Source organism: Bradyrhizobium sp. HKCCYLRH3059 (assembly GCF_051168035.1).
Lineage (GTDB): Bacteria > Pseudomonadota > Alphaproteobacteria > Rhizobiales > Xanthobacteraceae > Bradyrhizobium.
Genome location: NZ_JBNPUF010000005.1, coordinates 532,334 through 556,443, shown reverse-complemented (window position 1 = coordinate 556,443; position 24,110 = coordinate 532,334). Strand labels below are relative to the sequence as shown.

Here is a 24,110-nt window from a genome sequence, read left to right as displayed (position 1 = left end):
GTTCCTCCCTGTGGTCCTATTTTTTCCGGTTGGCGCCCCAGTGCACGACCTTGGCCTCGCACCAGCGCACGATCCCATGCAGCACGATGCCGAGCACGCCGAGAATGATCAGCGCGGCGAACACGCCGGCGACGTCCGACACCGCCTGCGCCTGCGTGATGACGACCCCCATGCCACGCTGGGCGCCGAGGAATTCGGCCACGATCGCGCCGAGCAGTGCATAGACCACCGCCATGTCGAGGCCCGCGAAAATGAAGGGCGCGGCGTTGGGCAGCTTGACGATGCGGTAGGTCTCGAAGCGCGAGGCCGACAGCGAGCGCATCAGGTCGATACGCTCGGGCTCGACGGCGCGCAGCCCCGTGAAGCTGTTGATCAGCACCGGGAAGAACGACAGCAGCGCCGAGATCGCGACCTTCGAGCCGTCACCGAAGCCGAACCAGATCACGATCAGCGGCGCGATCGCCACCTTGGGCAGGCTCTGCAGCGCGAACGCATAGGGCATCACCAGGCGCTCGATGGCTTCGACCTCGGCCATCAAGGAGCCGATGACGAGGCCGAGCCCGACGCCGATGGCGCAGCCGGCGGCGGCGTTGCTCAGCGTGCTCCACAGCGGCAGGTAATAGCCGAGCGGGCTGGCCGGGCTGACCGCGAGCCCGGACCACAACGCACGAACGACCGCTTCGGGCTTCGGCAGGATGTAGGACGGGATGTTCAGCAGGTTGACCGCGGCGATCCAGCTCGGGATCAGCACCGCGAGGCCGATCCAGGCGATCGGCGAGCCCAGGCTGACGCGGCGCCGGGGGCTTGCGGGCTTCTGCGACAGGGCTGAAACGGCGACGTTGGCGAGATCAGTCATGGCCGTGCTCCTGTGCATTGAGCAGCCCGCGAACTTCCCTGGCAAGCCGCGCATAGTCCGGATGCAGCACGATGTCGTCGAAGCTGCGCTGCCGCGGGATCGGCACGTGGAGATCGGCAAGGATGCGGCCGGGACGCGCCGACATCACGATGACGCGGTCGGCCAGGAAGATGGCTTCCGAGATCGAGTGCGTAATCAGCAGGACGGTCTTGCGGTTCTCCTGCCAGATTCGCTGCAGCTCGAGGTTCAGCCGCTCGCGCGTCAGTGCGTCGAGCGCGCCGAACGGCTCGTCCATCAGCAGGATCTCGGGATCGCGCGCCAGCGCGCGGCAGATCCCGGCGCGCTGCTGCATGCCGCCGGACAGCTCATAGGGATATTTGTCGCCGAAATCGCCGAGACCGGTAACGGCGAGCAGCTGCTCGATGCGATCGCCGGCCGGCGCATGTTTGCCGCCGACGCGCAAGGGCAGCCCGACATTGTCGCGCACCGTCATCCACGGCAGCAGGTTGGCCGCCTGGAACACGACGCCGACCTTGCGCGAGGGACCGGCGACGGCCTCGCCATCGAGCAGCAGCCGGCCGTCGCTGTAACTATCAAGCCCCGCGAGCAGACGCAGCAAGGTGCTCTTGCCGCAGCCGGAGGGACCGACGACACAGACGAACTCGCCCGGCTTGATATCCAGCGAGATCCGGCTCAGCGCATGGACCGCCGCGCCGGAGGCCGAGACGTAGGTCTTCGACAGTTGATCGATCGCGATGAGCACAGCCTCGGGCACAGCCGCAGCGCGCCGGGTTGCATCGTCGACATCCATCGTCAGCATCAGCGTCCACCCGGTGTCTTTTTGTTGTGATCACGGGGCAACGGCCGGCACCGGCCGTCGCCTCTCGCAAGCTCAGGCCGCAGCCTTCACCGTCAACCCGGCCGCGGCCACCGCGGCGCGGATCGCGGCCATCTCCTCGGCGCTCGGCGCATGCGTCGGCGGCCGCACGGTGGCATCGCGGATCACGCCGGCGACCTGCATCGCCGCCTTCATGCGGCCATGCGCCTCCCCGGTCGGCTCGCCGCCGCCATACACCGCGTCCTTGAGCGGATCGATCATGGCCTGCAGCTTCATCGCAAGCTTGAGGTCACCGGCGGTGACGGCAGCGAACAGATCGTAGATCAGATCCGGAATCAGCGAGGCGAAGCCGACCAGCGCACCATCGACGCCCTGCACCATCGAGGCCAGCAGATATTCGTCATGACAGGTCAGCAGCGCCTTGTGCGGCGCCGCGGCGCGGATCGCCTTGAGGTCGCGGGCGTATTTGTTCATCTCGCGGGTGCCGATCTTGAACGCCTGCACGTGGTCGAGGCGGGCGAGCTCGGCGAGCAGCTCCGAGGAGAACGAGGCGCGGGTCCAGGCGGGATAGACATGCACGATCAGCGGCAGCCTGGTGGCTTCGCCGATGGCGCTGAAATAATCCAGGCAGTGCTCGCGCTTGAAGCCGAAGCGCAGCCAGTGATGGGGCGGCATGATGTCGAGAGCAGTCGCGCCCGCTTCCTTCGCCATCAGCGCATGCTCGATGCCGTCCTTGATGCCTTCGCACACGACGGAGGAGATGGTCGGGCAGATGCCGGTGAGCGCCTTGGCGACGATGCGCGTCACCTCCGCGCGCTCCTTCGCCGTGAGGCTGAACACCTCGCCGGTGTGGCCATTGGTCATGATGCCGACGATGCCGCGTCGTTTGCTGAGCCACGCCGCATAGCGCGTCAGCTCGGCCTCGTCGATCGAATGGTCGGCGTTGAAGGGGACGGCGATCGCCGGGATGATCCCCTTGAAATTGGTCATGACGCTCATGCTTGCTCCTGTTTCGTCACATCGACGTTCATCGTTTCGCGACCGTCGCAGTCGCCCCGCCCATGGCCTCCAGAGCCCGGGACAGCTGGGCTGCCGCTCTGAGCAGCGGCGCCACGCCAAGCCGCTCGAAGTCGTCCGCGGTGATGCGCATGGTGGGCGCAGCGATACTGATCGCCGCGAGCGGAATGCCGTCGCGGTCGATGACGGGCGCGGCGAGCACGCACAGCCCCGGCGCATTTTCCTGATTTGACAGCGCGTAGCCGGCAGCCTTCACTTCGCACAGGCGCTGCAGCAGCGCGTCGAGATCGGTGATCGTGGTTTCGGTGCGCTTGATGCGCGGCTGCGCCTCGAGCACCTCGATCTGCGTCTCGACCGGCAGCAATGACAGGATCGCCTGGCCGACGGCGGTCGAATAGACCGGCGCGCGGCTGCCGATGCGGACGTCGACGCCGAGCCGGACGAGGCCCGCCTGGATGCGCTCGACATAGACGATGTCGCTGCCGTCGAGCACCGCGAGCGAGGCAGCCTCGTTCATCTCGCCGACCAGGCTGCGCAGGATCGGGCGCGCCTGTGTGCGTAGCTCCGAGCGCGCGATCGCGTTGAAGCCCAGATCGAGGCATTTCAGCGTCAGGCGGAAGCGCCTGGAGTCGCCGACCTTCTCGACATAGCCGAGCATCACGAGCGTGTTGAGCAGGCGGAACGTGGTGCCCTTGTCGAGCGCGGCGCGGCGCGCAACGTCGGCGAGCACCAGCTCCGGCTCCTCGCTGGTGAAGGCATTCAGCACCTGAAAGCCCTTGGCCAGCGACAGCACGACGCTTTTGCCAGCGTTGCTGTCCTCGTCCACGTGGAGGCTCCGACGTTTCCTGCTTGACGCCGGCCTTGACGACCGGCATTTGGATTGACCAAGGTTCGGATTGCGAACTATAGTTCGTATATTAGAATGCGCGTCGCCGCTGCTGTCAAGCACGCTCACGCGCGGCATGCGGCACGGCTTGAAATCCGCACAGCCGGCATGATCTCTCCCTGAGGGCCGCGACATCTCGCGGCCCTTTTCAGGAGTCCGGCGTGAGCGTCGCATTCACCAAGGAAGAGAGCGCCGAGACGGCGGCCGAAACGCAACTGCCCGACCGGCCGGTCTCGCCGCATCCGAACCTCGTGACCGCGGCCGGACTCAAGGCGCTCGAGGAGCAGTTGCGCGAAGCCCAGGCGGCGTTTGAAGCGGCCCAGGGAATCGAGGACGTCAACGAGCGGCGACGGGAGTCGGCGCTGCCGCTGCGCGACGCGCGCTACTTTGCAGCGCGGGTGCGGACCGCGCAGGTGATGCCGGCGCCGACATCGACGGAGCAGATCGCGTTCGGCAGCACGGTGACGTTCAAGCGCGGCGACGGCCGCGTCCAGACCTACACCATCGTCGGCGAGGACGAGGCCGATCCGAAGCGCGGCATGATCTCCTATGTCTCCCCTGTGGCTCGCCTGCTGATGGGCAAATCGGCCGGCGACATGGTCGAGGTCACCGGACAAGAGCTGGAGATTCTCACGATCGCCTGAGGCGATGCCCATCACGCCGGCAGGAAACGATGCTCAAAGTTGGAATCATCTCCGACACTCATGGGCTGCTGCGGCCGGAGGCAGTGCGATGTCTGTCGGGCGTCCACCACATCATCCACGCCGGCGATATCGGCCGGCACGAGATCGTCGAGCGGCTTCGCCTGATCGCACCGGTGACTGCGATCCGCGGCAACATCGACACGGCAGACTGGGCGAATGCATATCCTGCAACCGAGACCGTCAGGCTTGGCACGCGTGCCGTCCATGTCGTGCACGACGTCCACGACCTCGCGATCGACCCTGCAACGGCGGGTATCGACATCGTCGTGTCCGGTCATTCGCATCGCGCAGGCGTCGAGACACGCGACGGCGTGCTCTACCTGAATCCGGGCAGCGCAGGGCCGCGCCGCTTCAGGCTGCCGATCACCCTGGCGACGCTGAACATCTCCTCGGGCCAACTGTCACCCGCGATCCACGATCTCGGCAGCGCCTGAGGCAAAGCGAAAGGGCGCCCATGGGCGCCCTCCGCAAATCTCGTGGATGCATCGATCAGAAGCGATCGGCCAGCGCCATGCCGGGATCGCTGAACGAGGGACGGCCGGTCTCGACATGTCCGGCGACGCGCCGGTAGAAGCTGTCGTCGGTGTCGCTGGTGACGACGAAGTCGTACCACAGGCCGGACTTGCGCAGATGCCAGTAGAGCTCGCCGTGACGGCCGGGCGCAGACACCTTGACGGTCCACGACGTCGATGGGCCGCCATGGCTCGGTCCGGGGAAGAAGGTCGGTGCGCCAAAACCGAAGCCGGGAGCATCGAAGTCGGGCGCCGAACGGAAGCCCGGCACCACGCCAAAACCCACCGGATGGAAGCCCGGGCGCGGACCGAAGCCGGGACATTGCGGCTCCAGCGCGGCCGAGACTGAGGCGGTGACGGCCTGCAACGGGCCATAGATCTCGTTGGACTTCACCGTGAAGCTCACGCGGGCATGGCCGTCGTTGCGCAGCTGCATGTGCAGGCCGCCCTCGAAGACGTTGTAGCCGACGAAGATCTCCGGGTTGGCGGCATTCGACAACCTGACCTTGTCGAGGTCGCCCTTGAAATGACGATGGAAGCCGTTCGGGCCGATCACCCAGAGATCATACAGGCCATCGCTGCCGACGCTCCATTCATCGTCGATCATCTTGCCGGCCTCGACGGTGTATCGGCGCGGAATGAGATCGAGATGCTGCTTGTCGTAGACGTGGAACACCGCGCCGGCAAAGCCGGTGTTGGCGAACAGCAGTTTCACCTTGCCCGCGGCGGCGTCGACCTTCGCGGTGGCGTGCAGGATATAGGGCAGCGGACGCGAATAGCGCGCGCCGCTCTCCTGGAACAGCGGCTGCGGCGTCGCGGGCGCAACCGGCGCCGGCAACGTCTTCTGGTGCGCGTCCGACGCCTGCCAGTTGCTCTGATCGGGCAATTCCGGGAAGCGCGGATCGTTCGGGCTGGCGAAATCGAACGCCGAGGTGAGATCGCCGGAGACGGCGCGGTGCCAGGGGCTGATGGCGTCGACCTTGATCGCAAAGCGCTTCTCGAGGAAGCGACCGATCGAGGTGTGGTCGAACACCTGCGAGTTGACCCAGCCGCCCTTGCTCCAAGGTGAAACGACATACATCGGCACCCGCGCGGAGAGGCCCCAGGGACGGATGTTGCCGCTGATGGTGTCGGTCGCAGTCAGCACGTTGCCGACGGTATTGGAGAAATACTCGCCGTCGAGCGGCAAGGTCGCCTTGCCCATCAGCTTGCCGTTGATGTCGTAGGACGGCACTGCGGGCGCCGGCAGATGATCGAAGAAGCCGTCATTCTCGTCGAAGGTCAGGAAGAAGACGGTCTGGCTCCAGACCTCGGGATTGGCGGTCAGGGCTTCCAGCACCTGGTCGGTGAAATTGCCGGCGCGGGTCGGGCTGCCGCCGCCGGGATGCTCGGAGTTGGCCTGCGTCGGCAGGATCCACGACACCTGCGGCAAGGTGCCGGCCATCACGTCGGCCTTCAGCCGGTCGAGATAATCCGGGCCGCCGGTCAGGCCGTGCACGTAGTTCGGATCGTTCGGCTGCGCATGACGGAAGCTGGAGAACGCCAGGCAGCCGTGCATCGCGCCGGTCCAGTTGTCGTTCATGTCCTGATAGATGTGCCAGCTGACGCCGGCCTTGTTCAGCAGATCGGGCAGCGTGTCCCAGGCGAAGTCGCTGCCGACATATTTGTAGGTCGCCTGCGGTTGCGCCTGGCCAGCCACCCAATTGTGCGGGTTCGGCCAGCAGCGCAGGTTGTTGGGCTCGGAATCGTTGGTGGTGGAGTTGATGCCCTGCGCGCGCAGCGCCGGATTGAAGTTGGAGCCCGACCAGAACACGATGCGGTTGGGATCGGTGCCGGTGGTGATCGAGGCGTGGTAGGCGTCGCAGATCGTGAACGCCTCGGCGAGCGCGAACTGGAACGGAATGTCGTCGCGGCCGAAATAGCCCATCGCATAGGGCGTCTTGTACTTCGCCCAATAGCCCATCTTGCCCTGATTCCACGCCGCCTGGCTGTCGCCGAAGGCGTGCGGCGTGCCGTAGCCGACCAGCGCGTTCGAGGTCGTGGAGTCGCGGTGATAGGGCGGAATCTCGCGGCTGCCGTCGGACTGGAACCAGACCGGCTTGCCGCTCTCCAGCGGGATCGGGAAGCGGTCGCCGAAGCCGCGGACGCCGCGCAGCGTGCCGAAGTAGTGATCGAAGGAGCGGTTCTCCTGCATCAGGATGACGATGTGCTTGACGTCCTGAATGGTGCCGGTCCGGCGCCGTGCCGGAATGGCCAGCGCCTGGCGGATGCTGGCGAAGGCAGCCGCCGCCGTGGCGCCTGCCAAGAAATCGCGACGTGTTGTCATGCTGATACGACCTTTTGAAATCTTGAAGAACGTATTCAGGGTTGGCGGGGCGAGCCCGACCTGCTCCTGCGAACGTCCCTGGCGTATCAGCGCGACTTGACAGCGCTGTGAAATTTTTATTTACGAAATGAAACTGAATGAGATTTCCTCAGTATCGGGGCACAGCGTGACGGGATCGACCTTTCGTTCTGGGCCGGGCGTGAACGGCATCTTGTTTCGTATTCGGGAGCTGCAGAACGAGCTGCCGCCAAAAGCGCGGCAGATCGCGGAGCTGGTGATCGCCCGGCCGGAGCCGTTCATCCACATGTCGATCACCGAGGTCGCGGAAGCCTGCGGCGTGAGCGAGGGGACGATCGTGTCGTTCTGCCGGCGGGTGGGAGTACGCGGCTTCCAGGAGCTCAAGATCATGCTGGCGCGGGACCTGATCGAGCCGGTCCGGCTGATCCAGGAGGACCTGCACCGCGGCGATGATCCGGCGACGGTGACGGACCACATCTTCGCGGCGCATGCCGCCTCGCTGCAGGAGACGCGGCGGCTGCTGTCGATGGACGCGCTGGCGCAGGCGGCGAAGCTGCTGCGCGAGGCGCGGCGGGTCGAGATCTACGGCATCGGGAGTTCGGCGCCGATCGCGCAGGACCTGTCGTACCGGCTGCTGCAGCTCGGGCTGGCGGCCAATGCGATCGTGGATTCGCATGTCCAGGCGGTCAGCGCCGGGATGACCGGGCCCGACGTCGCGACCGTCACGGTGTCGCATTCGGGCAGCACGGTCGAGACCGTGCTGGCGACGCGGCTGGCGCAGGCCGCGGGTGCGCGCACCATCGGCATCACCCGGCTCGGCAAGTCGCCGCTGGCGGCGCATTGCGAGGTGCTGCTCTACACCGTCGCCAACGAGACGCGCTATCGCCCGGAGGCGATGAGCAGCCGTGTCGCGCAGCTCGCGATCATCGACACGCTGGTCAGCTGCTGCGCGCTGACCGACACCGAGCGCTCCGTCGACCGGCTGCAGCACGCGGCGCGCATCCTGTCCGAGAAGCGCTACTGAACTGCGCGGCCTCCGGTCAAAACAACGATGAGCCACGGGGATGATCTCCCGTGGCCGATCCATCCTCAATAGTCCTTCAGCAGCCGCTCGATGTAGTCGAGCTCGAGCTGCGGCCGCGACTGATCGCCGAGCCGGCGGCGCAGCTCCTCGAGGATGCGGCGGACGCGCTGCACGTCGATCTCGCCGGGAATCTTCTGCGAGAAATCGTCGATGTCGCGCCCCGGATGCATCGGACGTCCGAGCGGATCGGTCTGCTGCGCGCCCTGCTGGCGGCCGGCGCGCTGGCCGGGGCCGTCGCCGGGCTGGTCGCCGTCGCCCTGCTGCATCGCCTCGGCGAGGCTCTGTGCGCCCTTGCGCAGCGCGTCCAGCGCCTTGCCCTGCGATTCCACGGCGCCGTCGGCATTGTTGTCGCCGAGCTGACTGCCGGCATCGCCCATCGCGCTGTCGGCGTCGTCGAGCCCGTCGCCGGAATCGCCCTGGTCGCCTTGATCCCCCTGCTCGCCTTGCTGGCCGGGCTGCCCCTTCTGGCCTTTCTGACCCTTCTGTCCCTTTTCGCCCTGCTGGCCCATGCCACGCTTGGCGAGCTGGTCCTGCAACTGCTTCAGGCGGTCGCGCAGCGCCTGCTGGTCCTGCTGCAGGTCGCCCATGCCCTGGTCCTGGTCGCCCTGCTGCTTGTTGCGGTTGCGGCGCGAGTCCTGGCCCTGCTTGAAGGTCTTGTCGCGGAGCTGCTGCTGCTTGCGGATCATGTCGCCGAGCTCGTTGAGCGCCTGCTCCATGTCGTTGTCGCCGCCCTGGTTGGGCTGCGCCATCTGCAAATTCTCCAGCATCTGCTGCAACTGCTCGAGCAGCTCGCGCGCGCCCTCCTTGTCGCCCTGCCGCGACAGCCGCTCCATGCGGTCGATCATGTTCTGCAGGTCCTGCTGGCGCAGCACCTTGGTGTTCTGATCGAGCGGACGCTGCGCCATCTGCGGGTTGTTGCGCAATTGCTCGGCGAGCTGGCGCATGTAGTTGTCCATCGCCTTGCGCAGATCCTCGGCGAGCTTCTTGATCTCCTCGTCGCTGGCGCCGCGCTCCAGCGCCTGCTTCAGCGCGTCCTGGGCCGCGCGCAGCGCCTTGTCGACGTCGGATATGTTGCCGTCCTCGATGGTGACCGCGAGCGCCCACAGGCTCGCCACCACCTCGCGCAGCGCATCGTCGGTGCGCGCGGCCTCGAGCTGGCGCGTCACCGAGCGCAGGCCGAGATACTGGCCGGGCTCCGGCGTGAACAGTTCCGGCGCGATCGCCAGCGCATCGAGCGCGGTGAACACGTCGCCGTTGCGGTTGCCGTCGAGCGCCAGCAGACGCCGCTGCTCGATCAGCGCCCGCGCCAGCGGCTTGGTGAACAGCCGCTCCGGCAGCCTGGTCTCGAACGGCTCGCTGGTGCCCTCGTTGCCGGCCTCGTCCTTGGCCGTCAGCGTGAGCGTGACGTCGGCGCCGGCGTAGGGGTCTTCGCTCAGATCCTTGACGGTCTGGCCGACACCGTTGCGGGTGCGCGCGTTCGGCAGCACCAGCGGAAACTCCGGCGGCTGGAACAGCGGCCGTGCGGCGGGCGCGTCGGCGGTCTTGCTCTCGTTGCTTTCGGCAGCCTTGCTTTCGGCAGGCCGCGCGGCGACCTTGGCGCGGGCTTCGGTGACGCCGTAATCATCCTCGAGCTTGTAGGACAGCTTCAGCGAGCCGCGCGCCTGCCGCTCGGGGTCCTTGGCCATGCTGATGACCGGCGGCTTGTCCGGCGTCGCGGCGAACACCCATTGCGGCTGCCCCGACGGCGCGCGGACGTGAACGGTGCCGTCGGTCTTGATCGTGTAGTGCTTCTCGGTGGTGCCCTTCGGCGCGGCCTCGCCGGCCGCGACCTCGCCGGGCGCCGCCTCGGCAATGCCGCCTGACGTGATGATGTCGAGATTGCCGCCGCTGGAACGCACGATCAGCGTCGAGCCCTGGGGCACCACGATCGGGCCGCTCGCCGGCACCGCGCCTTCCTTGTTGGCGGCGGACAGGATGATCGGCGGCTTCGCCGTGTAGAGCGGCGGCTTGACCCAGGCATCGACCCGGACCGTGACCGGCGTCAGCACGCCGTTCCAGTCGAACGCCGAGGCCACGCGCAGTGCCCGCTCGTCGCCGGCCGCGATAGAGGTCGCGACCAGGAGCACGATGACCAGCGCGCGCACCGCCCAGGGGTCGTGCAGCGACAGCCGCGGCCGCGGCGTCCCGGCGCGGATGCGCTTGATCGAGGCCAAGGTGCGCTCGCGCTGCGCCTGCCACAGCGCGTGCGCGATCGGATCCTTGGTGGTCAGCGTGTCGGTGAGAGCGGTGGCGGGGCGATGGGCGATGCCCGAGCCGCGATCGAGCCGCGCCAGGCCCTCGTCGCGGGTCGGCCAGCGATATCTCAGCATCGGCACGGCGGCGCCGAGCAGGAGCAGCAGAAACAGCCCGACGCCGATCATGCGGACCGCGAACGGCAGGCCGAGCCAGAGGCCGGCCCAGGAGACAATCAGGAACAGACCGACCACCGTGAGCAGCCGGGCGAGATGCGGCCAGCCGCGCTCCCAGGCGATGGCGAGACGCGCCCGCTTCAGCGCCTGCGCCAGCTTGAGCCGCGCCAAGCCATCATGCGTCAGGCCATCGGGCGTGCTGCTTGCCGGCCCGGCCGGCTCGGGGGTGATGCCGCTCAACAATCTCTCCAAGTTGCCCGGATGTTCACCCTAGCACAAAGGCAGCCGTGAGGCACCCGCTCTGCGCGGGCTTTCCCGCCGCCAGCCGCGGTTCACACGGGAGTGTGACCGGCCGGGTTCCCGGAAAGCTACGGGGCTCTCCGATGACAGCAGGGCACCCGGTGACAACGGAGAGATCCACGCCGCACACCCCAAACTCCGTCATTGCGAGCGCAGCGACGTGTCCGCCGAAGCCCTTCGGGCGAAGGCGGAAGCAATCCAGGGCTCCGGGTGGGACTCTGGATTGCTTCGTCGCTGCGCTCCTCGCAATGACGTCGTGGCGAACGTCACGATGCACGTGATCAAACACTCCGCGGAGAAATCATCGGCGAGACGAGCACCGTCCTTCTCGCGACGCAGGCGGCGCCCGAGTGATGCCTGACATCTCACCCTCATCAAACAGAGGGCGCAGGGAAGACCGGGCGCCGGCCGGCGCCCATGGTCCGCGTGCAACAAAAAGCACGCGGCAGAACCACAGGCTCAGCCGAGATCACCCGGCCTTCCCTGCGCGATGGTGTTACGAATTATACGCGATCTTCCCGGGGAACGGCTGTCTTGCCCCCGTCGCCAGCGATTCGTCACCGCCAACTTGGCATCAGCACCGGGATGCCAGAACCACGCGACTTCATCGTCGCACCGGGATCGTTCGTCCGCGCGAGCAAGCCCACGCTGCGTCCCAATGCGCCCACCGCATCCCGCACCCGACGTCCGTGACGACCGCGAAGCGCCCCCTCAGCGGGACGGGATGCGCGGAGTAGAGCATGATTTCGGATAAAGCGCAAGGCGAATCTTTCTTAGCTACCGAACAGCCTAAGCGGGCGGTAACCGACGGTGCCCCGCGTGTGCGGTAGAGAAGCCTTCCACCGAAAGAATTCCTTGTGGAAGGCGAGTTTTTAGCATGGACTCACCCTCCCGTTGCAGGCCGGCTACGAGATCGGAGAAGGCGAATCGGCGAAGTGAAGAAGATTTCGGAACCACAGAGGATTGGTCAGCAGGGCGTCCATCTTTTGGGCGCACGGCTTCTTTCGGTTGGCCTAAGTTTCCATCCTAACGGCCCGTTAGATGCGGGCATCGACGGGTTCCTCGAATTGAGGGACCCCCAGACCGGCGAGGTCCGTGCCCAGTGGATAACCGCACAGCTAAAGACTCAGAAGGAAGGGCGGCTGACCGAAGAGACCGACGAGAGCTTCAGCTACCTCGCTAGGCAGGCAGATCTCGACTATTGGATGAACTCAAACGTGCCGGTCGTGCTATTTGTCGCTAGGCTAAACGACGAGCAAATATACTGGAAGGCGCTCCACACATGGTTCGCAGACGCCGACCACCGGCGGACTCGCAAGGTCGTCTTCGACAAGTCCAAAGACGCTCTTGACGAGGCAGCGCTCCCGGGACTAGCCGCCACGGTCACCAGCTTCTCCGCTCCGGGACGGATCGTCCCTTCGACCCGCATTGCCGAGACGCTCAACACCAACTTGCTGAAGGTCTCGTTCCCGGCCAAGACGCATGTAGCGGAAACCACATCGAGCTACTCTGAAGTCCGAGAGGCGCTGGTCGAGCGGTATGGCAGCCCCCCGGTCGACTGGATTCTCCACGGCAAGAACATCTACAGCTTCCGCGACATCTCGGTCCCGCCGTTTCGCGACGTCATCGAGGAGGGCAGCGAAAGGACTGTCGATACGTTGCAGTGGTGCGAATCGGACGGCGAGGTGACGCGGCGCCTGTTCGTGCAGTTGCTGCATCGAGCACTTGGCGAAATGGTACACGATACCTTGGCGTTCTGGCGGGATCGCCGCTACCTGTTTTGGAAAATCGGCAAGGGAAAGGAAACGAGAGCCTGGTCCTATCGTTCGTTCGAAAACAAAACGCAGCGCAAGGTAGTGAAGTCCTACAGGCGCGAGGGAGAAACCAAGCCGTCCTACTTCCGCCACGACGCTTTCCACGCCAACTTTGTCCGCATCGCAGGCGAGTGGTACATGGCGATCGAACCGACCTACCACTTCACTTCCGACGGATATAACGAATTCCGCTACTCTGCCGACAGGATGAGCGGAATCAAACGGCTTGAGACCAACCAGAGCGTTCGCGGCCACATCGGCATGTGGACCGCATTCTTGGTCCGTCAGCCAGACCTCTTGCGCAAGGACCAGCTCTCCTTCGCCACAATCCCAGCACTTGGGCTACCATTCGGTGTTGCTGACGATCTGTGGCGGGAGAACGAGGACGATGAGGAGAAGACGCGAATGGAGAAAGCACAGCTTGAACTCCTTTGATCTCTCCCATCTTGCCGAACCCCTGCTTGAGTTCGCCGCAAATGGCCGGCATATTGACGTGCGCTTTGGCCTTATGGACTACGGCCCCGTCGATTTTTCGACCGATCGCACCAAGGAAATCCGCCTTGGCGTCGTTGGCTCCTCCCAAACCGTCGGAAAGCTTAGTGACTGGCTGCACCGTTGCGAGGGAGGCATTCCCGCAAAGAAAAGCCGTCAACCGAACCTCTTCCCGGCATTCCCCGGCAGCACGATCCTCGGACCGTTTCGCTGCAGCTTCGAAATCGGTACTCGACACGTCCGGACGCTCTCTCCGTCGCTCATCACGCGCATCGTGTCGGAGAAAAACGACGACATGGCCGTGTTGCTTGCGGTTGAGGCTTTCACGAACGAGGTGAAAAGCCTCGCCGAGCAGGACCAGCCGCCCCAGGTTGTCATCTGCGCGCTCCCTGTGGAGATGATCGAGCGGGTCAGCAACATGAGGAGCCGGCCGTCCGATGACGACCCGGTGGAAGTTGCTGCCGACGAGAGCGAGCCTGAGGACGCGCCGGTGATTGACCGGGAGATCGATAACTTCCGCGGAGCGCTGAAAGCCGCAACGCTCGCACTGCGAATCCCTATCCAAATCGTGTGGCCGACAACTTACGACAATGATGCCGTCGTGAAACGCAAGCTCGCTGAATTTTCTACTCGGAAAGTTCAGGACGAGGCGACGCGCGCTTGGAACTTCTTTTGTGCGCTGTACTACAAGGCAGGAGGCACGCCGTGGCGCATGGTCCGCGACCAACGAGAATACTCGGCCACATTCATGGGCGTCAGCTTCTTCGAAGGACTTGATGGCACCTCGCTGCAGACCAGTTCGGCACAACTATTTGATGAGCGCGGTGAAGGACTGATCCTTAAGGGGGGACCGGGCCTCAGAGACAAGGCTGATCGGCAACCCTACCTTTCCGCGACGGACGCCTTCAGCCTAACTCGCACAGCGCTGCAGAGCTATAAGAAGGAGCACGGTAATTATCCAGCGCGCCTCGTCATTCACAAGACTTCGCGCTTCCATCCCGAAGAACGTGAGGGTTTCCAGAGAGCCATCGAGTTGTCCGAAATCGAGATTGCGGACTTTATATGGATGCCGCGGCGGTCTCCGGTCCGCCTCTTTCGTAACGGCGTCTACCCGCCGCTGCGCGGGACCGCCATGCGTCTCGACGACGAGCATACCATCCTCTATACCCGCGGAAGCGTCGACTTCTTCCGAACCTATCCCGGCTTATATGTCCCGAATCCGCTGGTGCTGAATGCGCAGCGCCGCGACACGCCTGACTGGAATCTCTTGCTCAAGGAGACGCTGGCGCTGACGAAGATGAACTGGAACGGAACGCAGTTCGACGGGGCCCTACCTATCACGCTCAAGGCGGCGCGCCAGGTCGGCGACATACTGAAATACGTTCCGGACGGTACGATCCCCGATCCGAGGTATCGGTTCTATATGTGAGACGGGAGCAGCCTTCATGGCACTCATCGTGACCATCCCAACTACGGCCATCAGCGATGCGATAGCAGCCTATACGATCGGTTTTGCCAAACTTGAGATCCGCGACCGCGTCGAGGACGCGGTCGGCGCTGGGTCCGGAACGCTTGTCTCCGTCGGCAGGGTTCGAGGAATCCTGACGGCCGCGCACGTTCTAGCCAATCTTCCCGATGAGGGTGCGGTGGGAATAGTAGAGTACAGCGGTCAAACCGTTCATTATCGCAAGCGCACCATCGATATGGCGAATGCCACTAAGATCGTGCTGCGCAGCGACGCCTTCGGTCTTGATGGTCCCGATCTGGGATTCCTGCGGCTGGCACCCGATACTGTCGGTTGGTTCGAGGCAATCGGCTCATTCTACAATCTTCTCAAACATCGCTCCGACGCCTCTGAAGCTGAGCCATCGCTGGAGTACATAGATGCTGTCATCGGTATGATCGACGAGCGCACGAGGGATTTGCCGGCCGAGCGGCCTCGCGAGCGCAGGAAGGGTTTCGAAGCGCTGTTCTCGAACGGTACGATCTCGAGCTCCTGTACCGTAGGCGGCTATGAGCTGTTCGATTTCGTCCCCACGGACTATCCCGATTTCCAGCTTCCGGGCGACTACGGGGGAACCAGCGGGGGCGCGATTTGGCGAATCTACCTTAAGATCGACGGCGAGAAGCCAAACATCGCGGCCGTTCGGCTATGGGGCGTGCCTTACTATCAAACGAAGGAGGACGACGGGGGACACATCTTGACGTGCCACGGAACTGGCGGGGTGTACGGAGCGCTACTCGACAAAATAGTCGCGAGTTGGCCTGAAGAATCGGCCGAGTGATGTCCCACCCGCTGCGGGTAATGCTCCGAGGCATCGATATCGTCTGGGGCAAGACGACAACAGCACTGTGGTTATCGTTGCTCTTCCTGCACAACCGCCGAAGTGGATTCAGTTTACTGTCGAACTTTCGGAATTATGAGAGGCCAGGTGAGCAAGCAAGGTTCTGAAGCGCTCATTGAAATGATAAAATTCGCGAGTAGGGTTGCCGCAAACATCGCTCGCGTCATCGCCGACTCGAATATTGAGGCACTAAACCAGATATTGCGCACCCTCGGTCTAGCCACGATCAAAGTACGATCCACGCGCCTCGGTGTGAGCATTTCAGTAGACGACGGCACGGACACGTTGGATGCGCGCATAGCCAAAATCGACACAGCTCGTCAGAGTCTCTCAGAAGCGCTTGCCGCAATGGACGAACTCAAGGAGCGCGCAGAAGAGCATAAGCACGAACTCGCATTTTTGACGCAGCAAGTCGAGCGTGCAGAGATCGATAAAGCCAATCTAAGCGGCGAGCTGAAAACGCTAAAAGATATGGCCGCGCTCGACACGGACGCTGTTCGCAAGGTACTTAGAGTTCCTACGCAAGTCAGTATTTGGACTGAGCGCGTCTTGTCATTTTTCCTTGGGGTGGCGGCCTCAGTCGTCGCCAGCTTTTTGTACGACTTGTCCAAACGATTTTTCTAGTTTGTTAGCAATGCATAGTCCTCATTTCAGCGCGACGGCAGGAAATTCATATCCAGCCCAGCCGCGCTACGAGTGACGTGCTCGCGAACCGCACAAGCACGCTGCTGGATTACGGTGACACTGCACAAAACTCGAGGCACGCGGGGGACGAGATCCGGAGCGCCGACGAGATCGAGAGCGACGCAGTATCAAACGCATCTCACGCGGACGCCAGTTGCGAGATGACGAGGTCGAGCAGCGCCCGCAGCCGGGCGAGCCGGCGCAGATCGCGGTGATAGCCGACATAGGTGTCCCGCCCCGGCGGCTGCTCGCCGATGTCGACGGGCCGCAGGCCCGGCGTCGCGTCGCCGAGCGGCCGGGGCAGCACGGCGAGCCCCGCGCCTTGCGCTGATAGCATGGCCTGAACGTCGCGGTTGTTGCTGCGCATCGCGACCTCGGCCTTCGGCAGTCGCTTCGCCAGCCAGCGCGCATCGGGCATGTCGGCGAAGGCCGTGTCCATGGTGACGACCCTGATCCCCCGGCCATCGCCCTCGACGGCCTGCGGGCCGTCGAGGGGGCCGTACACGGCATAGGGGATGTGCAGGAGCCGGCGCGAGATCACCTCCGGCTCGTCGAACGCGCGGATGCGAAACACGAGATCGGCCTCGCGGCGGGGAAGACTGTAGAGCCGCGCGTCGGTCAAGAGCTCGACACAGACGCGCGGGTGCAGCCGGCCGAATTCGGCCAGAACCGGCGTCAGCATCAGGCGGCCGAACCAATCCGACGACGAGATCCTGAGAAAACCGTCGAGCTGCGCCTGCGCGCCCGCCAGGCGCCGCTCGAACGCGAGCGCCTCCTCCTCCATCCGCTCGGCGTGGGCCAACACCGCCGTGCCCTCGTGGGTCAGCACGAAGCCTTCGGCCGTGCGCTGAAACAGCGTCTGGCTCACGGCCGCTTCGAGCGCCGCCAGGCGGCGTCCCATGGTCGGCTGAGACAGGCCGAGCCGGCGCGCGGCCGCGCCGAGCGTGCCCTCGCGCGCGATGGCGAGGAAGATCCGCAGGTCGCTCCACTCCATGCGAGGCCTTTCGACGACGGGGGCGACGGACACGAGACGCCCATTCAAAACTGAATGGATTACATACGAACTCGATGATGTCCATTCATGGCACGACGGCCGATGATGCCTCCATCACAACAGGAGGTCGCCATGACCATCTCGATGAAGGCTGCCATTCTCCACGAAACCGGCGCGCCGCTGCGCGTCACCCCGATCAGCCGCCCCGCGCCGGGACCCGGCGAGGTCCTCGTCCGCATCGCCGCGGCCGGCACCAACCCGCTCGATACCAAGATCCATGCCGGCCAGGCCGCGCATGCCAGGCAACCGGCTCCGGCCATCCTCGGCCTGGACATGGCCGGCACGGTCGAGGCCACAGGCGAAGGCGTCACCCGGTTTCGTCCGGGCGACGAGGTCTACGGCATGGTCGGCGGGGTCGGCGGCCACCCGGGAACGCTGGCCGAATATGTCAGCGCCGACGCGGATCTGCTCGCGGCCAAGCCGGCGAACCTCAGCATGCGCGAGGCGGCCGTCCTGCCGCTGGTGACGATCACGGCCTGGGAAGGTCTGGTCGATCGCGTCGGCATCCGGCCGGGACAGACGCTGCTCGTCCTGGGCGGCGCCGGCGGTGTCGGTCACATCGTCGTCCAGCTCGGCCTCGCCTTCGGCGCAACGGTTTTCGCAACGGGGAGTCCAGAGAGCCGGCCGGTGATCGAGCGCCTGGGCGCTGTTTTCATCGACCGCAACGAACCGATCGCCGACGCCGTCGAGCGCATCACGGCGGGCCGCGGCTTCGACATCGTCTACGACACGGTCGGCGCGCTCGACACCGCCTTCGCCGCGGTCGCGCGGTTCGGCCATGTCACCTCGTCGCTGGGCTGGGGCACCCATCCGCTGGCGCCGCTGTCGTTCAAGGGCGGCACCTATTCCGGCGTCTTCACGCTGCTGCCGCTGCTCGACGGCAAGGGACGGCGGCATCACGGCGAGATCCTCGCCCAGGCCGCACAGCTGGTGGAATCCGGCAAGCTCACGCCGCTGCTCGACTCGCGCCGGTTCGCCCTCGAGGACGTCGGTGCGGCCTATGACGCGCTCAAGACGGGCGGCACCGGCAAGATCGCCATCGACATCGCGGCGGCATGAGCCGGCGCGACCCACGAGCCTCACACGCAACGGCAATATCGAGGAATAGTCCGATGAGAGTCTGGTTCATCACAGGGGCCTCGCGCGGCTTCGGCGCGCTGGTCGCGCAGCGGGCGCTGGACAGAGGCGACGCCGTCGTGGCGACCGCCCGCAATCCGAAGGCGATCGTCGATCGCATCGGGGCGCATCCCGACCTCCTGGCCCTCGCGCTCGACGTGACCAGGGAGAGCGAGGCGGTCGCGGCGGCGCAGGCGGCGATCGACCGCTTCGGCAGGATCGACGTGCTCCTCAACAACGCCGGCTTCGGCCTGATGGGCGCGGTCGAGGAAGCCAGCCGAGAGGAGATCGAGGCCGTCTTCCGCACCAACGTGTTCGGGCTCCTGGCCGTCACCCGCGCCATTCTGCCCCACATGCGCAAGGCGCGGTCCGGCCGCATCCTCAACATCTCGTCGATCGGCGGCTATCGCGGCTCGGCCGGCTTCGGCGTCTATGGCGCGACCAAGTTCGCCGTCGAGGCGTTGTCGGAGGCGATGCGCGCCGAGCTCAATCCGCTCGGCATCCATGTGACGGCGATCGAGCCGGGCTACTTCCGGACCGACTTCATGGACGCCTCGTCGCTGAAGGTCAGCCGCATCGTGATCCCCGATTACAGCGCGACGGCAGGTCGGGTCCGCGCGAACGCCGGCACCGTCAACGGCGCCCAGCCCGGCGATCCCGACAAGCTCGCGCGGGTGCTCGTCGACTTCGCCGGCGAGCCCGATCCGCCGGTGCGGTTACCACTGGGGGCCGACACCGTCGCGGCGATCGAGGCGAAGCACGCCTCCGACGCCGCCATCATCGCCCGATGGCGCGAGGTCGCGCTCTCGACGGGCTTCTGAGTGGGGACCACGGTGACGGTGCACCGGATCAAACGCTGAGGAGAGACGCCATTTGATCACCCGTGCCGTCTCCCGCTGCTGTGACAATCGCGGCCGACCTCACGGCCAGACCGGCGCCCCCTCCAGCCCCGCGGTCTCCGGCAGCCCGCACATCAGGTTCGCATTCTGCACTGCCTGCCCGGCTGCGCCCTTGCCGAGATTGTCGACGACGCCGAGCGCGATCACCAGGTTGCGCTCGGGGTCGGCGGCGTAGCTGACGAAGGCGAGGTTGGAGCCGGTGGCCCATTTGGTCTGCGGCGGCTTGTCGGTGACGCGGACGAAGGCGCTGTCGGCGTAGAAGCGGCGGGCGGCGTCGAGGCACTGCGCGGTGGTGGCGCGGCCGCGGGCGTAAATGGTGGCGAGGATGCCGCGGGTCATCGGCACCAGATGCGGCGTGAACACGAGGCCGGCGGCGCTGCCGCCGCCGATCCGCGCGATCGTGCTGATGATCTCGGGCATGTGGACGTGTTTGAGCAGGCCGTAGGGGATCAGGTTCTCGTTGCTCTCGGCGTAGCCGAAGCCTGTGCCGCCGCCGCGGCCGGCGCCGGAGATGCCGGTCTTGGCGTCGATCACGATGTTGTCGGGCGAAATCAGCTTGTCGGCCAGCAGGCGAAGCATCCAGTACTCCGCGGCGGAAGATATTGAACCGAGACGTCACAGCGTACTGGATCGTCTGCTTTCGCGGACGATGCCCGCGAGGGTCTACATGTTCATCAATTGTCGATAGCAACGATTTCAAAGCTGGGCGCGGCTTTGGAGAGCACGTCCATGCATCCCCATCCGGTGATGAAACGGTAGTGACGAGCGGGATGGAAATTCACTTTCCAAGCCTCGGATTGCGTCGCCGCAAACACGGCCCCCTCCACCCGATAGGCGAAATGACGCGAGACCAGACCTTCCGTCTCAGTATCCTGCTCGGTACTGAGCGGAAATTCGTCCACAAGACGAACGATGGTGGCGTCGTTGAAGCGAACGCGGACAACATGGCCCGAGATGCCGGGAAGAATGAAGTCTGCCGAAAGACTGCCCGGACGCCAGTTGATTGCGATCAGGTCGCTCTCATCACAAGCAAAGGCCACGCCCGCATCTATCGGAAAATACTTGGGCACATCTGCTCCGGTGACCTCGTCGCGCAGGAACCATATCCTAACATTTTGACGCCAAATGTCTGCTATGGCCCTGCTGTCTGGCGGGCCGCGGACATCCGTCAGCCACACGCTTCACAAAGCTCACGGCAGACGAACTCGGCACCGCCTGCGGTCGACTGGCCGCCTTACCCGGAGCGCAGCCAGCATGCCGAACGACGTGGATGCCCGGGACAAGCCCGGGCATGACGATGTGGGGACAGATGGGCGCAACAGCGCGAGCGGCTTGCGCGGCAGCGCCGCCTCACAGCCACGGCGCCGGCGTGTCCATCGCGATCAGCTGCTCGACCTCGATGCGCGGGCGGATCACCGCGGACTGGTCGCCCTTGACCAGCACCTCGGGCACCAAAGCGCGGGTGTTGTAGGTGCAGGCCTGGACGGCGCCGTAGGCGCCTGATGTCATGATGGCGAGGAGGTCGCCGGGCGCAGGCTCGGGCAGCGTGCGGTCGAGCGCGAGGTAGTCGCCGCTTTCGCAGACCGGGCCGACGACGTCGGCGACGAACGACGGCGCACCCGGCGCCGGCTGGACCACCGGCAGGATGTCGTGATGGGCCTCATAGAGCGTTGGGCGGATCAGGTCGTTCATCGCGGCGTCGATGATGACGAAGTTCTTGGCCTCGCCGTGCTTCACGTAGATCACCTTGGCGACGAGGATGCCGGCATTGCCGACGATCATGCGGCCCGGCTCGAACATCAGGGTGCAGCCGAGATTGTGCGAGACGCGCTTGACCATCGCGGCGTAGGCGGCGGGCTCCGGCGGCACCGCACGGTCCATGTGATAGGGGATGCCGAGGCCGCCGCCGAAATCGACATGGGAGATGTCGTGGCCGTCGGCGCGCAGGGTCTGCACGAACTCGGTGAGGATGCGGAAGGCGGTCTCCATCGGACCGAGATCGGTGATCTGGCTGCCGATATGGACGTCGACGCCGGTGACCTTGATGCCCGGCATCTTCGCCGCGCGGGCGTAGACGCGGCGGGCGTGCTCCAGCGGAATGCCGAACTTGTTCTCCGACTTGCCGGTCGAGATCTTGGCGTGCGTGCCGGCGTCGACATCGGGGTTGACGCGCACGGAGATGCGGGCGGTGTGGCCGGTCTCGACCGCGAGCCGCGCCAGCAGATCGAGCTCGGGCTCGGATTCGATGTTGAGGCAGTGGATGTCGGCTGCGAGCGCGGCGCGCAGCTCGGCCTCGGTCTTGCCGACGCCGGAGAACACGATCTTGCGCGAGGGGATGCCAGCCGCCAGCGCGCGCTTCAATTCGCCGCCGGAGACGACGTCGGCGCCGGCGCCGAGCTTGGCGAGCGTCCGCAGCACCGACTGGTTGGAGTTGGCCTTCATCGCGTAGCAGATCAGCACGTCCTGGCCGGCGAAGGCGTCCGCGAACACGCGGTAGTGCCGCTCCAGCGTGGCGGTGGAGTAGCAGTAGAACGGGGTGCCGACGGTGGCGGCGAGCTCGGCGAGATTGACGGCCTCGGCGTGCAGCACGCCGTCGCGGTAGTCGAAATGATTCATAGGTCTGGTCCGCGCACGGGCTGCGAGAAGGTTGATTGTGGCGGCGAATTGCCGGGAAATGGGGTGGATTGTCAAACCCGCGCTGCCACCCTCCCCTGGAGGGGGAGGGTCGATCGCACGCGAAGCGGGCGAGCGGGGTGGGGTGAAGCCGCGAGGACGGTGCGCGTGGAGAGATCACCCCACCCCGCCTCGCGTTTCGCTGCGCTCAACGTGAGGGGACCCTCCCCCTCCAGGGGAGGGTGGCACCGACCGCTGATCGAGAGGGAGTTCGAGCTCTATTTGCTGTCGAGCAGCGGGTCGAGGATGAAGGGTTTCTTCTGGCCGCGGGTGGCGGCGGGGGCGGCGTCGGCGCCGTAGCCGGAGTTGAACAGGCCGGGCTTGTTGGCGGCATCCGTCGCGGTGTCGGCGGGAGCGGCCGACATCTGCGGCGCCGGCGGGGAGTTGGCCGGCAGGTCCAACGGACCCTTGCGGCCGCAGGCGGCCAGCAGAAGGGCTGAAGCGCCCAGGACGAGCAGGACCCGGGCGGCGGAGGTTGGACGGCGAGCGCGATTCACGTGTGAAATCCCCATGCGGGCGGCACCATACAGAGAATGCACCGGCCTGACGAGTGCGGGAGTGCCACGCCGGGCCGATCAAATTTCGAACGGGAGCCCTACTTTCGCTGTTTTTCCAGCCGCTTCAGCCAGGCTTTGGCCTGCGCGGCCACGTTCTTCGGCGCGGTGCCGCCGTAGCTGGTGCGGCTCTTCACCGAGGACTCGACCGAGAGCACGCCGAGCACCTCGGCTGATATCTTCGGCTCGACCTCCTGCATCGCCTTCAGCGGCAGCTCGTGCAGGGCGACGCCCTGCTTGGCGGCCAAGGCCACGATCCGGCCCGTGACGTGGTGGGCCTCGCGGAACGGCATCTTGAGGGTGCGCACCAGCCAGTCGGCGAGGTCGGTCGCGGTGGCGTAGCCCTCGCCGGCTGCGGCCTTCATGCGGGCCTCGTCCGGCACGAGGTCGAGCGCCATGCCGGTCATGGCGCGGATGGCGAGCGACAGCGCCGCGAACGCCTCCATCGCGCCCTGCTTATCCTCCTGCATGTCCTTCTGATAGGCGAGCGGCAGGCCCTTCATGACGATCAAGAGCCCGTTCAGCGCGCCGATGACGCGGCCGGTCTTGGCGCGCACCAGCTCGGCGGCGTCCGGGTTGCGCTTCTGCGGCATGATCGAGGAGCCGGTGGTGAACTTGTCCGACAGCTTGATCAGGCCGACCAGCGGCGAGGTCCAGATCACGATCTCCTCGGCGAAGCGCGACAGGTGCACGGCGCAGATCGAGGCGGCGGACAACGTCTCCAGCACGAAATCGCGGTCGGACACGGCGTCCAGCGAATTGGCCATCGGGCGCTCGAAGCCGAGTGCCTCGGCGGTGGCGTGGCGGTCGATCGGGAACGAGGTGCCGGCGAGCGCGGCGGCGCCCAGCGGCGATTCATTGAGCCGCTTGCGGGCATCGATGAAGCGGCCGCGGTCGCGCCCGGCCATCTCGACATAGGCGAGCAGATGGTGGCCGAAGGTGACGGGCTGGGCGGTCTGCAGATGGGTGAAGCCGGGCATGACCGTGCCGGCGTATTCGAGCGCGCGGGTGGCGAGCGCGTGCTGGTAGGCGGCGAGCGCCGCGTCGATGTCGTCGATGGTGTCGCGGACGAACAGGCGGAAGTCGGTCGCGACCTGGTCGTTGCGCGAGCGCGCGGTGTGCAGGCGGCCGGCGGCGGGGCCGATCAGCTCGGAGAGCCGGCTCTCGACATTCATATGGATGTCTTCCAGGGCCCGCTTGAACTCGAACGAACCCTTGGTGATCTCTGACAAAATCGTGTCTAGACCCTTAGCCATATTTTTCGCATCACCCGCGGTGATGATGCCCTGGGCGGCGAGCATGGCGGCGTGCGCCTTGGAAGCGGCGATATCCTGCGCGTAAAGGTGGCGATCGACGTCGATCGAGACGTTGATGTCCTCCATGATCTCGTCGGGACGCTCCGAGAACCGTCCGCCCCACATCGTGTTGCTCATGCCTGAACCGCTTCCAAGACCTTGCTGACCGCCGCTGGATGGGACACACCGTCCGGTATCCCGAAATTCGCGCCTCTGATAGCCGCAACCGACCCGA

At 65.6% G+C, this 24,110-nt stretch carries 21 protein-coding genes; 9 read left to right on the top strand and 12 right to left on the bottom strand.

Annotated features, from left to right (window positions below):
* Nucleotides 1-16 precede the first annotated feature (16 nt).
* From ACQR13_RS19035 to ACQR13_RS19020, 4 genes are all read right to left on the bottom strand, one after another.
* Nucleotides 17-856, bottom strand: coding sequence for an ABC transporter permease (locus ACQR13_RS19035; RefSeq protein ID WP_434863102.1), 840 nt, complete (start codon nucleotides 854-856; stop codon nucleotides 17-19).
* Nucleotides 849-1,676, bottom strand: coding sequence for an ABC transporter ATP-binding protein (locus ACQR13_RS19030; protein WP_315718118.1), 828 nt, complete (start codon nucleotides 1,674-1,676; stop codon nucleotides 849-851). Before ACQR13_RS19030 ends, ACQR13_RS19035 begins: the two co-directional genes overlap by 8 nt.
* A 72-nt stretch (nucleotides 1,677-1,748) precedes the next feature.
* Nucleotides 1,749-2,693, bottom strand: coding sequence for a dihydrodipicolinate synthase family protein (locus tag ACQR13_RS19025; protein ID WP_315718119.1), 945 nt, complete (start codon nucleotides 2,691-2,693; stop codon nucleotides 1,749-1,751).
* A 28-nt stretch (nucleotides 2,694-2,721) separates the two neighbouring features.
* Nucleotides 2,722-3,675, bottom strand: a complete 954-nt coding sequence (locus ACQR13_RS19020) for an IclR family transcriptional regulator (RefSeq protein ID WP_434863101.1) — start codon at nucleotides 3,673-3,675, stop codon at nucleotides 2,722-2,724.
* A gap of 83 nt (nucleotides 3,676-3,758) precedes the next feature.
* Between ACQR13_RS19020 and greA the strand changes: the two genes are divergently transcribed.
* Both greA and ACQR13_RS19010 read left to right on the top strand, forming a co-directional pair.
* On the top strand, nucleotides 3,759-4,241 hold the full coding sequence (gene greA / locus ACQR13_RS19015) for a transcription elongation factor GreA (RefSeq protein WP_315753843.1): 483 nt from the start codon (nucleotides 3,759-3,761) through the stop codon (nucleotides 4,239-4,241).
* Between the two features lie 29 nt (nucleotides 4,242-4,270).
* Nucleotides 4,271-4,735, top strand: a complete 465-nt coding sequence (locus ACQR13_RS19010) for a metallophosphoesterase family protein (RefSeq protein ID WP_434863100.1) — start codon at nucleotides 4,271-4,273, stop codon at nucleotides 4,733-4,735.
* A 55-nt stretch (nucleotides 4,736-4,790) separates the two neighbouring features.
* On the opposite strand, the gene ACQR13_RS19005 is transcribed toward ACQR13_RS19010, so the two are convergent.
* Entirely contained in the window at nucleotides 4,791-7,139 is a 2,349-nt protein-coding gene (locus ACQR13_RS19005; protein WP_434863099.1) for a phosphocholine-specific phospholipase C, read from the bottom strand.
* Between the two features lie 211 nt (nucleotides 7,140-7,350).
* On the opposite strand from ACQR13_RS19005, the gene ACQR13_RS19000 reads away from it, so the two are divergent.
* Complete coding sequence (locus tag ACQR13_RS19000) at nucleotides 7,351-8,181, top strand: MurR/RpiR family transcriptional regulator (protein WP_316171800.1); 831 nt, start codon at nucleotides 7,351-7,353, stop codon at nucleotides 8,179-8,181.
* 65 nt (nucleotides 8,182-8,246) lie between these two features.
* Here the strand turns inward: ACQR13_RS19000 and ACQR13_RS18995 are convergent, their stop codons facing one another.
* A complete protein-coding gene (locus ACQR13_RS18995; RefSeq protein ID WP_434863098.1) occupies nucleotides 8,247-10,889 on the bottom strand; it encodes a TIGR02302 family protein in 2,643 nt (880 codons plus the stop codon).
* A 995-nt stretch (nucleotides 10,890-11,884) separates the two neighbouring features.
* Between ACQR13_RS18995 and ACQR13_RS18990 the strand changes: the two genes are divergently transcribed.
* The 4 genes from ACQR13_RS18990 to ACQR13_RS18975 all read left to right on the top strand — a co-directional run bounded on the left by ACQR13_RS18990 (nucleotide 11,885) and on the right by ACQR13_RS18975 (nucleotide 16,224).
* Nucleotides 11,885-13,198, top strand: coding sequence for a DUF4365 domain-containing protein (locus ACQR13_RS18990; RefSeq protein ID WP_434863097.1), 1,314 nt, complete (start codon nucleotides 11,885-11,887; stop codon nucleotides 13,196-13,198).
* Nucleotides 13,185-14,684 carry an argonaute/piwi family protein gene (locus ACQR13_RS18985; protein ID WP_434863096.1) on the top strand — a complete coding sequence of 500 codons (1,500 nt, stop codon included), beginning with the start codon at nucleotides 13,185-13,187 and terminating at the stop codon, nucleotides 14,682-14,684. The genes ACQR13_RS18990 and ACQR13_RS18985 overlap by 14 nt, the downstream gene beginning before the upstream one ends.
* A 16-nt stretch (nucleotides 14,685-14,700) precedes the next feature.
* Complete coding sequence (locus ACQR13_RS18980) at nucleotides 14,701-15,540, top strand: hypothetical protein (RefSeq protein WP_434863095.1); 840 nt, start codon at nucleotides 14,701-14,703, stop codon at nucleotides 15,538-15,540.
* A 147-nt stretch (nucleotides 15,541-15,687) separates the two neighbouring features.
* Complete coding sequence (locus tag ACQR13_RS18975) at nucleotides 15,688-16,224, top strand: hypothetical protein (RefSeq protein WP_434863094.1); 537 nt, start codon at nucleotides 15,688-15,690, stop codon at nucleotides 16,222-16,224.
* A gap of 199 nt (nucleotides 16,225-16,423) precedes the next feature.
* Here the strand turns inward: ACQR13_RS18975 and ACQR13_RS18970 are convergent, their stop codons facing one another.
* Nucleotides 16,424-17,278, bottom strand: coding sequence for a LysR family transcriptional regulator (locus ACQR13_RS18970; protein WP_315826627.1), 855 nt, complete (start codon nucleotides 17,276-17,278; stop codon nucleotides 16,424-16,426).
* 132 nt (nucleotides 17,279-17,410) lie between these two features.
* Between ACQR13_RS18970 and ACQR13_RS18965 the strand changes: the two genes are divergently transcribed.
* Both ACQR13_RS18965 and ACQR13_RS18960 read left to right on the top strand, forming a co-directional pair.
* A complete protein-coding gene (locus ACQR13_RS18965) occupies nucleotides 17,411-18,397 on the top strand; it encodes a zinc-dependent alcohol dehydrogenase family protein (protein ID WP_434863093.1) in 987 nt (328 codons plus the stop codon).
* A 53-nt stretch (nucleotides 18,398-18,450) separates the two neighbouring features.
* Entirely contained in the window at nucleotides 18,451-19,275 is an 825-nt protein-coding gene (locus ACQR13_RS18960; RefSeq protein WP_434863092.1) for an SDR family NAD(P)-dependent oxidoreductase, read from the top strand.
* A 99-nt stretch (nucleotides 19,276-19,374) separates the two neighbouring features.
* Here ACQR13_RS18960 and ACQR13_RS18955 read toward each other — a convergent pair whose 3' ends face one another.
* From ACQR13_RS18955 to argH, 5 genes are all read right to left on the bottom strand, one after another.
* On the bottom strand, nucleotides 19,375-19,956 hold the full coding sequence (locus ACQR13_RS18955) for an Asd/ArgC dimerization domain-containing protein (protein ID WP_434863113.1): 582 nt from the start codon (nucleotides 19,954-19,956) through the stop codon (nucleotides 19,375-19,377).
* Nucleotides 19,957-20,027: 71 nt separating this feature from the next.
* Nucleotides 20,028-20,423, bottom strand: a complete 396-nt coding sequence (locus tag ACQR13_RS18950) for a hypothetical protein (protein WP_316176010.1) — start codon at nucleotides 20,421-20,423, stop codon at nucleotides 20,028-20,030.
* A 280-nt stretch (nucleotides 20,424-20,703) separates the two neighbouring features.
* Nucleotides 20,704-21,969 (bottom strand): diaminopimelate decarboxylase, encoded by a 1,266-nt coding sequence (gene lysA / locus ACQR13_RS18945; protein ID WP_434863091.1) that lies wholly within the window; start codon nucleotides 21,967-21,969, stop codon nucleotides 20,704-20,706.
* 275 nt (nucleotides 21,970-22,244) lie between these two features.
* The gene (lptM, locus tag ACQR13_RS18940; protein WP_315718142.1) at nucleotides 22,245-22,538 is read right to left on the bottom strand and encodes an LPS translocon maturation chaperone LptM; all 294 of its coding nucleotides are present in this window, start codon (nucleotides 22,536-22,538) and stop codon (nucleotides 22,245-22,247) included.
* Nucleotides 22,539-22,621: 83 nt separating this feature from the next.
* The gene (gene argH, locus ACQR13_RS18935) at nucleotides 22,622-24,013 is read right to left on the bottom strand and encodes an argininosuccinate lyase (protein ID WP_316202570.1); all 1,392 of its coding nucleotides are present in this window, start codon (nucleotides 24,011-24,013) and stop codon (nucleotides 22,622-22,624) included.
* Nucleotides 24,014-24,110: the final 97 nt, after the last annotated feature.

What these genes read in the sequence shown, in the direction of transcription:
- ACQR13_RS19035 (WP_434863102.1), bottom strand. Translation starts at nt 856, where the DNA reads ATGACTGATCTCGCCAACGTCGCCGTTTCAGCCCTGTCGCAGAAGCCC.
- ACQR13_RS19030 (WP_315718118.1), bottom strand. Translation starts at nt 1,676, where the DNA reads ATGCTGACGATGGATGTCGACGATGCAACCCGGCGCGCTGCGGCTGTG.
- ACQR13_RS19025 (WP_315718119.1), bottom strand. Translation starts at nt 2,693, where the DNA reads ATGAGCGTCATGACCAATTTCAAGGGGATCATCCCGGCGATCGCCGTC.
- ACQR13_RS19020 (WP_434863101.1), bottom strand. Translation starts at nt 3,675, where the DNA reads ATGCCGCGCGTGAGCGTGCTTGACAGCAGCGGCGACGCGCATTCTAAT.
- ACQR13_RS19010 (WP_434863100.1), top strand. Translation starts at nt 4,271, where the DNA reads ATGCTCAAAGTTGGAATCATCTCCGACACTCATGGGCTGCTGCGGCCG.
- ACQR13_RS19005 (WP_434863099.1), bottom strand. Translation starts at nt 7,139, where the DNA reads ATGACAACACGTCGCGATTTCTTGGCAGGCGCCACGGCGGCGGCTGCC.
- ACQR13_RS18980 (WP_434863095.1), top strand. Translation starts at nt 14,701, where the DNA reads ATGGCACTCATCGTGACCATCCCAACTACGGCCATCAGCGATGCGATA.
- ACQR13_RS18970 (WP_315826627.1), bottom strand. Translation starts at nt 17,278, where the DNA reads ATGGAGTGGAGCGACCTGCGGATCTTCCTCGCCATCGCGCGCGAGGGC.
- ACQR13_RS18965 (WP_434863093.1), top strand. Translation starts at nt 17,411, where the DNA reads ATGACCATCTCGATGAAGGCTGCCATTCTCCACGAAACCGGCGCGCCG.
- ACQR13_RS18960 (WP_434863092.1), top strand. Translation starts at nt 18,451, where the DNA reads ATGAGAGTCTGGTTCATCACAGGGGCCTCGCGCGGCTTCGGCGCGCTG.
- lysA (WP_434863091.1), bottom strand. Translation starts at nt 21,969, where the DNA reads ATGAATCATTTCGACTACCGCGACGGCGTGCTGCACGCCGAGGCCGTC.
- lptM (WP_315718142.1), bottom strand. Translation starts at nt 22,538, where the DNA reads ATGGGGATTTCACACGTGAATCGCGCTCGCCGTCCAACCTCCGCCGCC.
- argH (WP_316202570.1), bottom strand. Translation starts at nt 24,013, where the DNA reads ATGAGCAACACGATGTGGGGCGGACGGTTCTCGGAGCGTCCCGACGAG.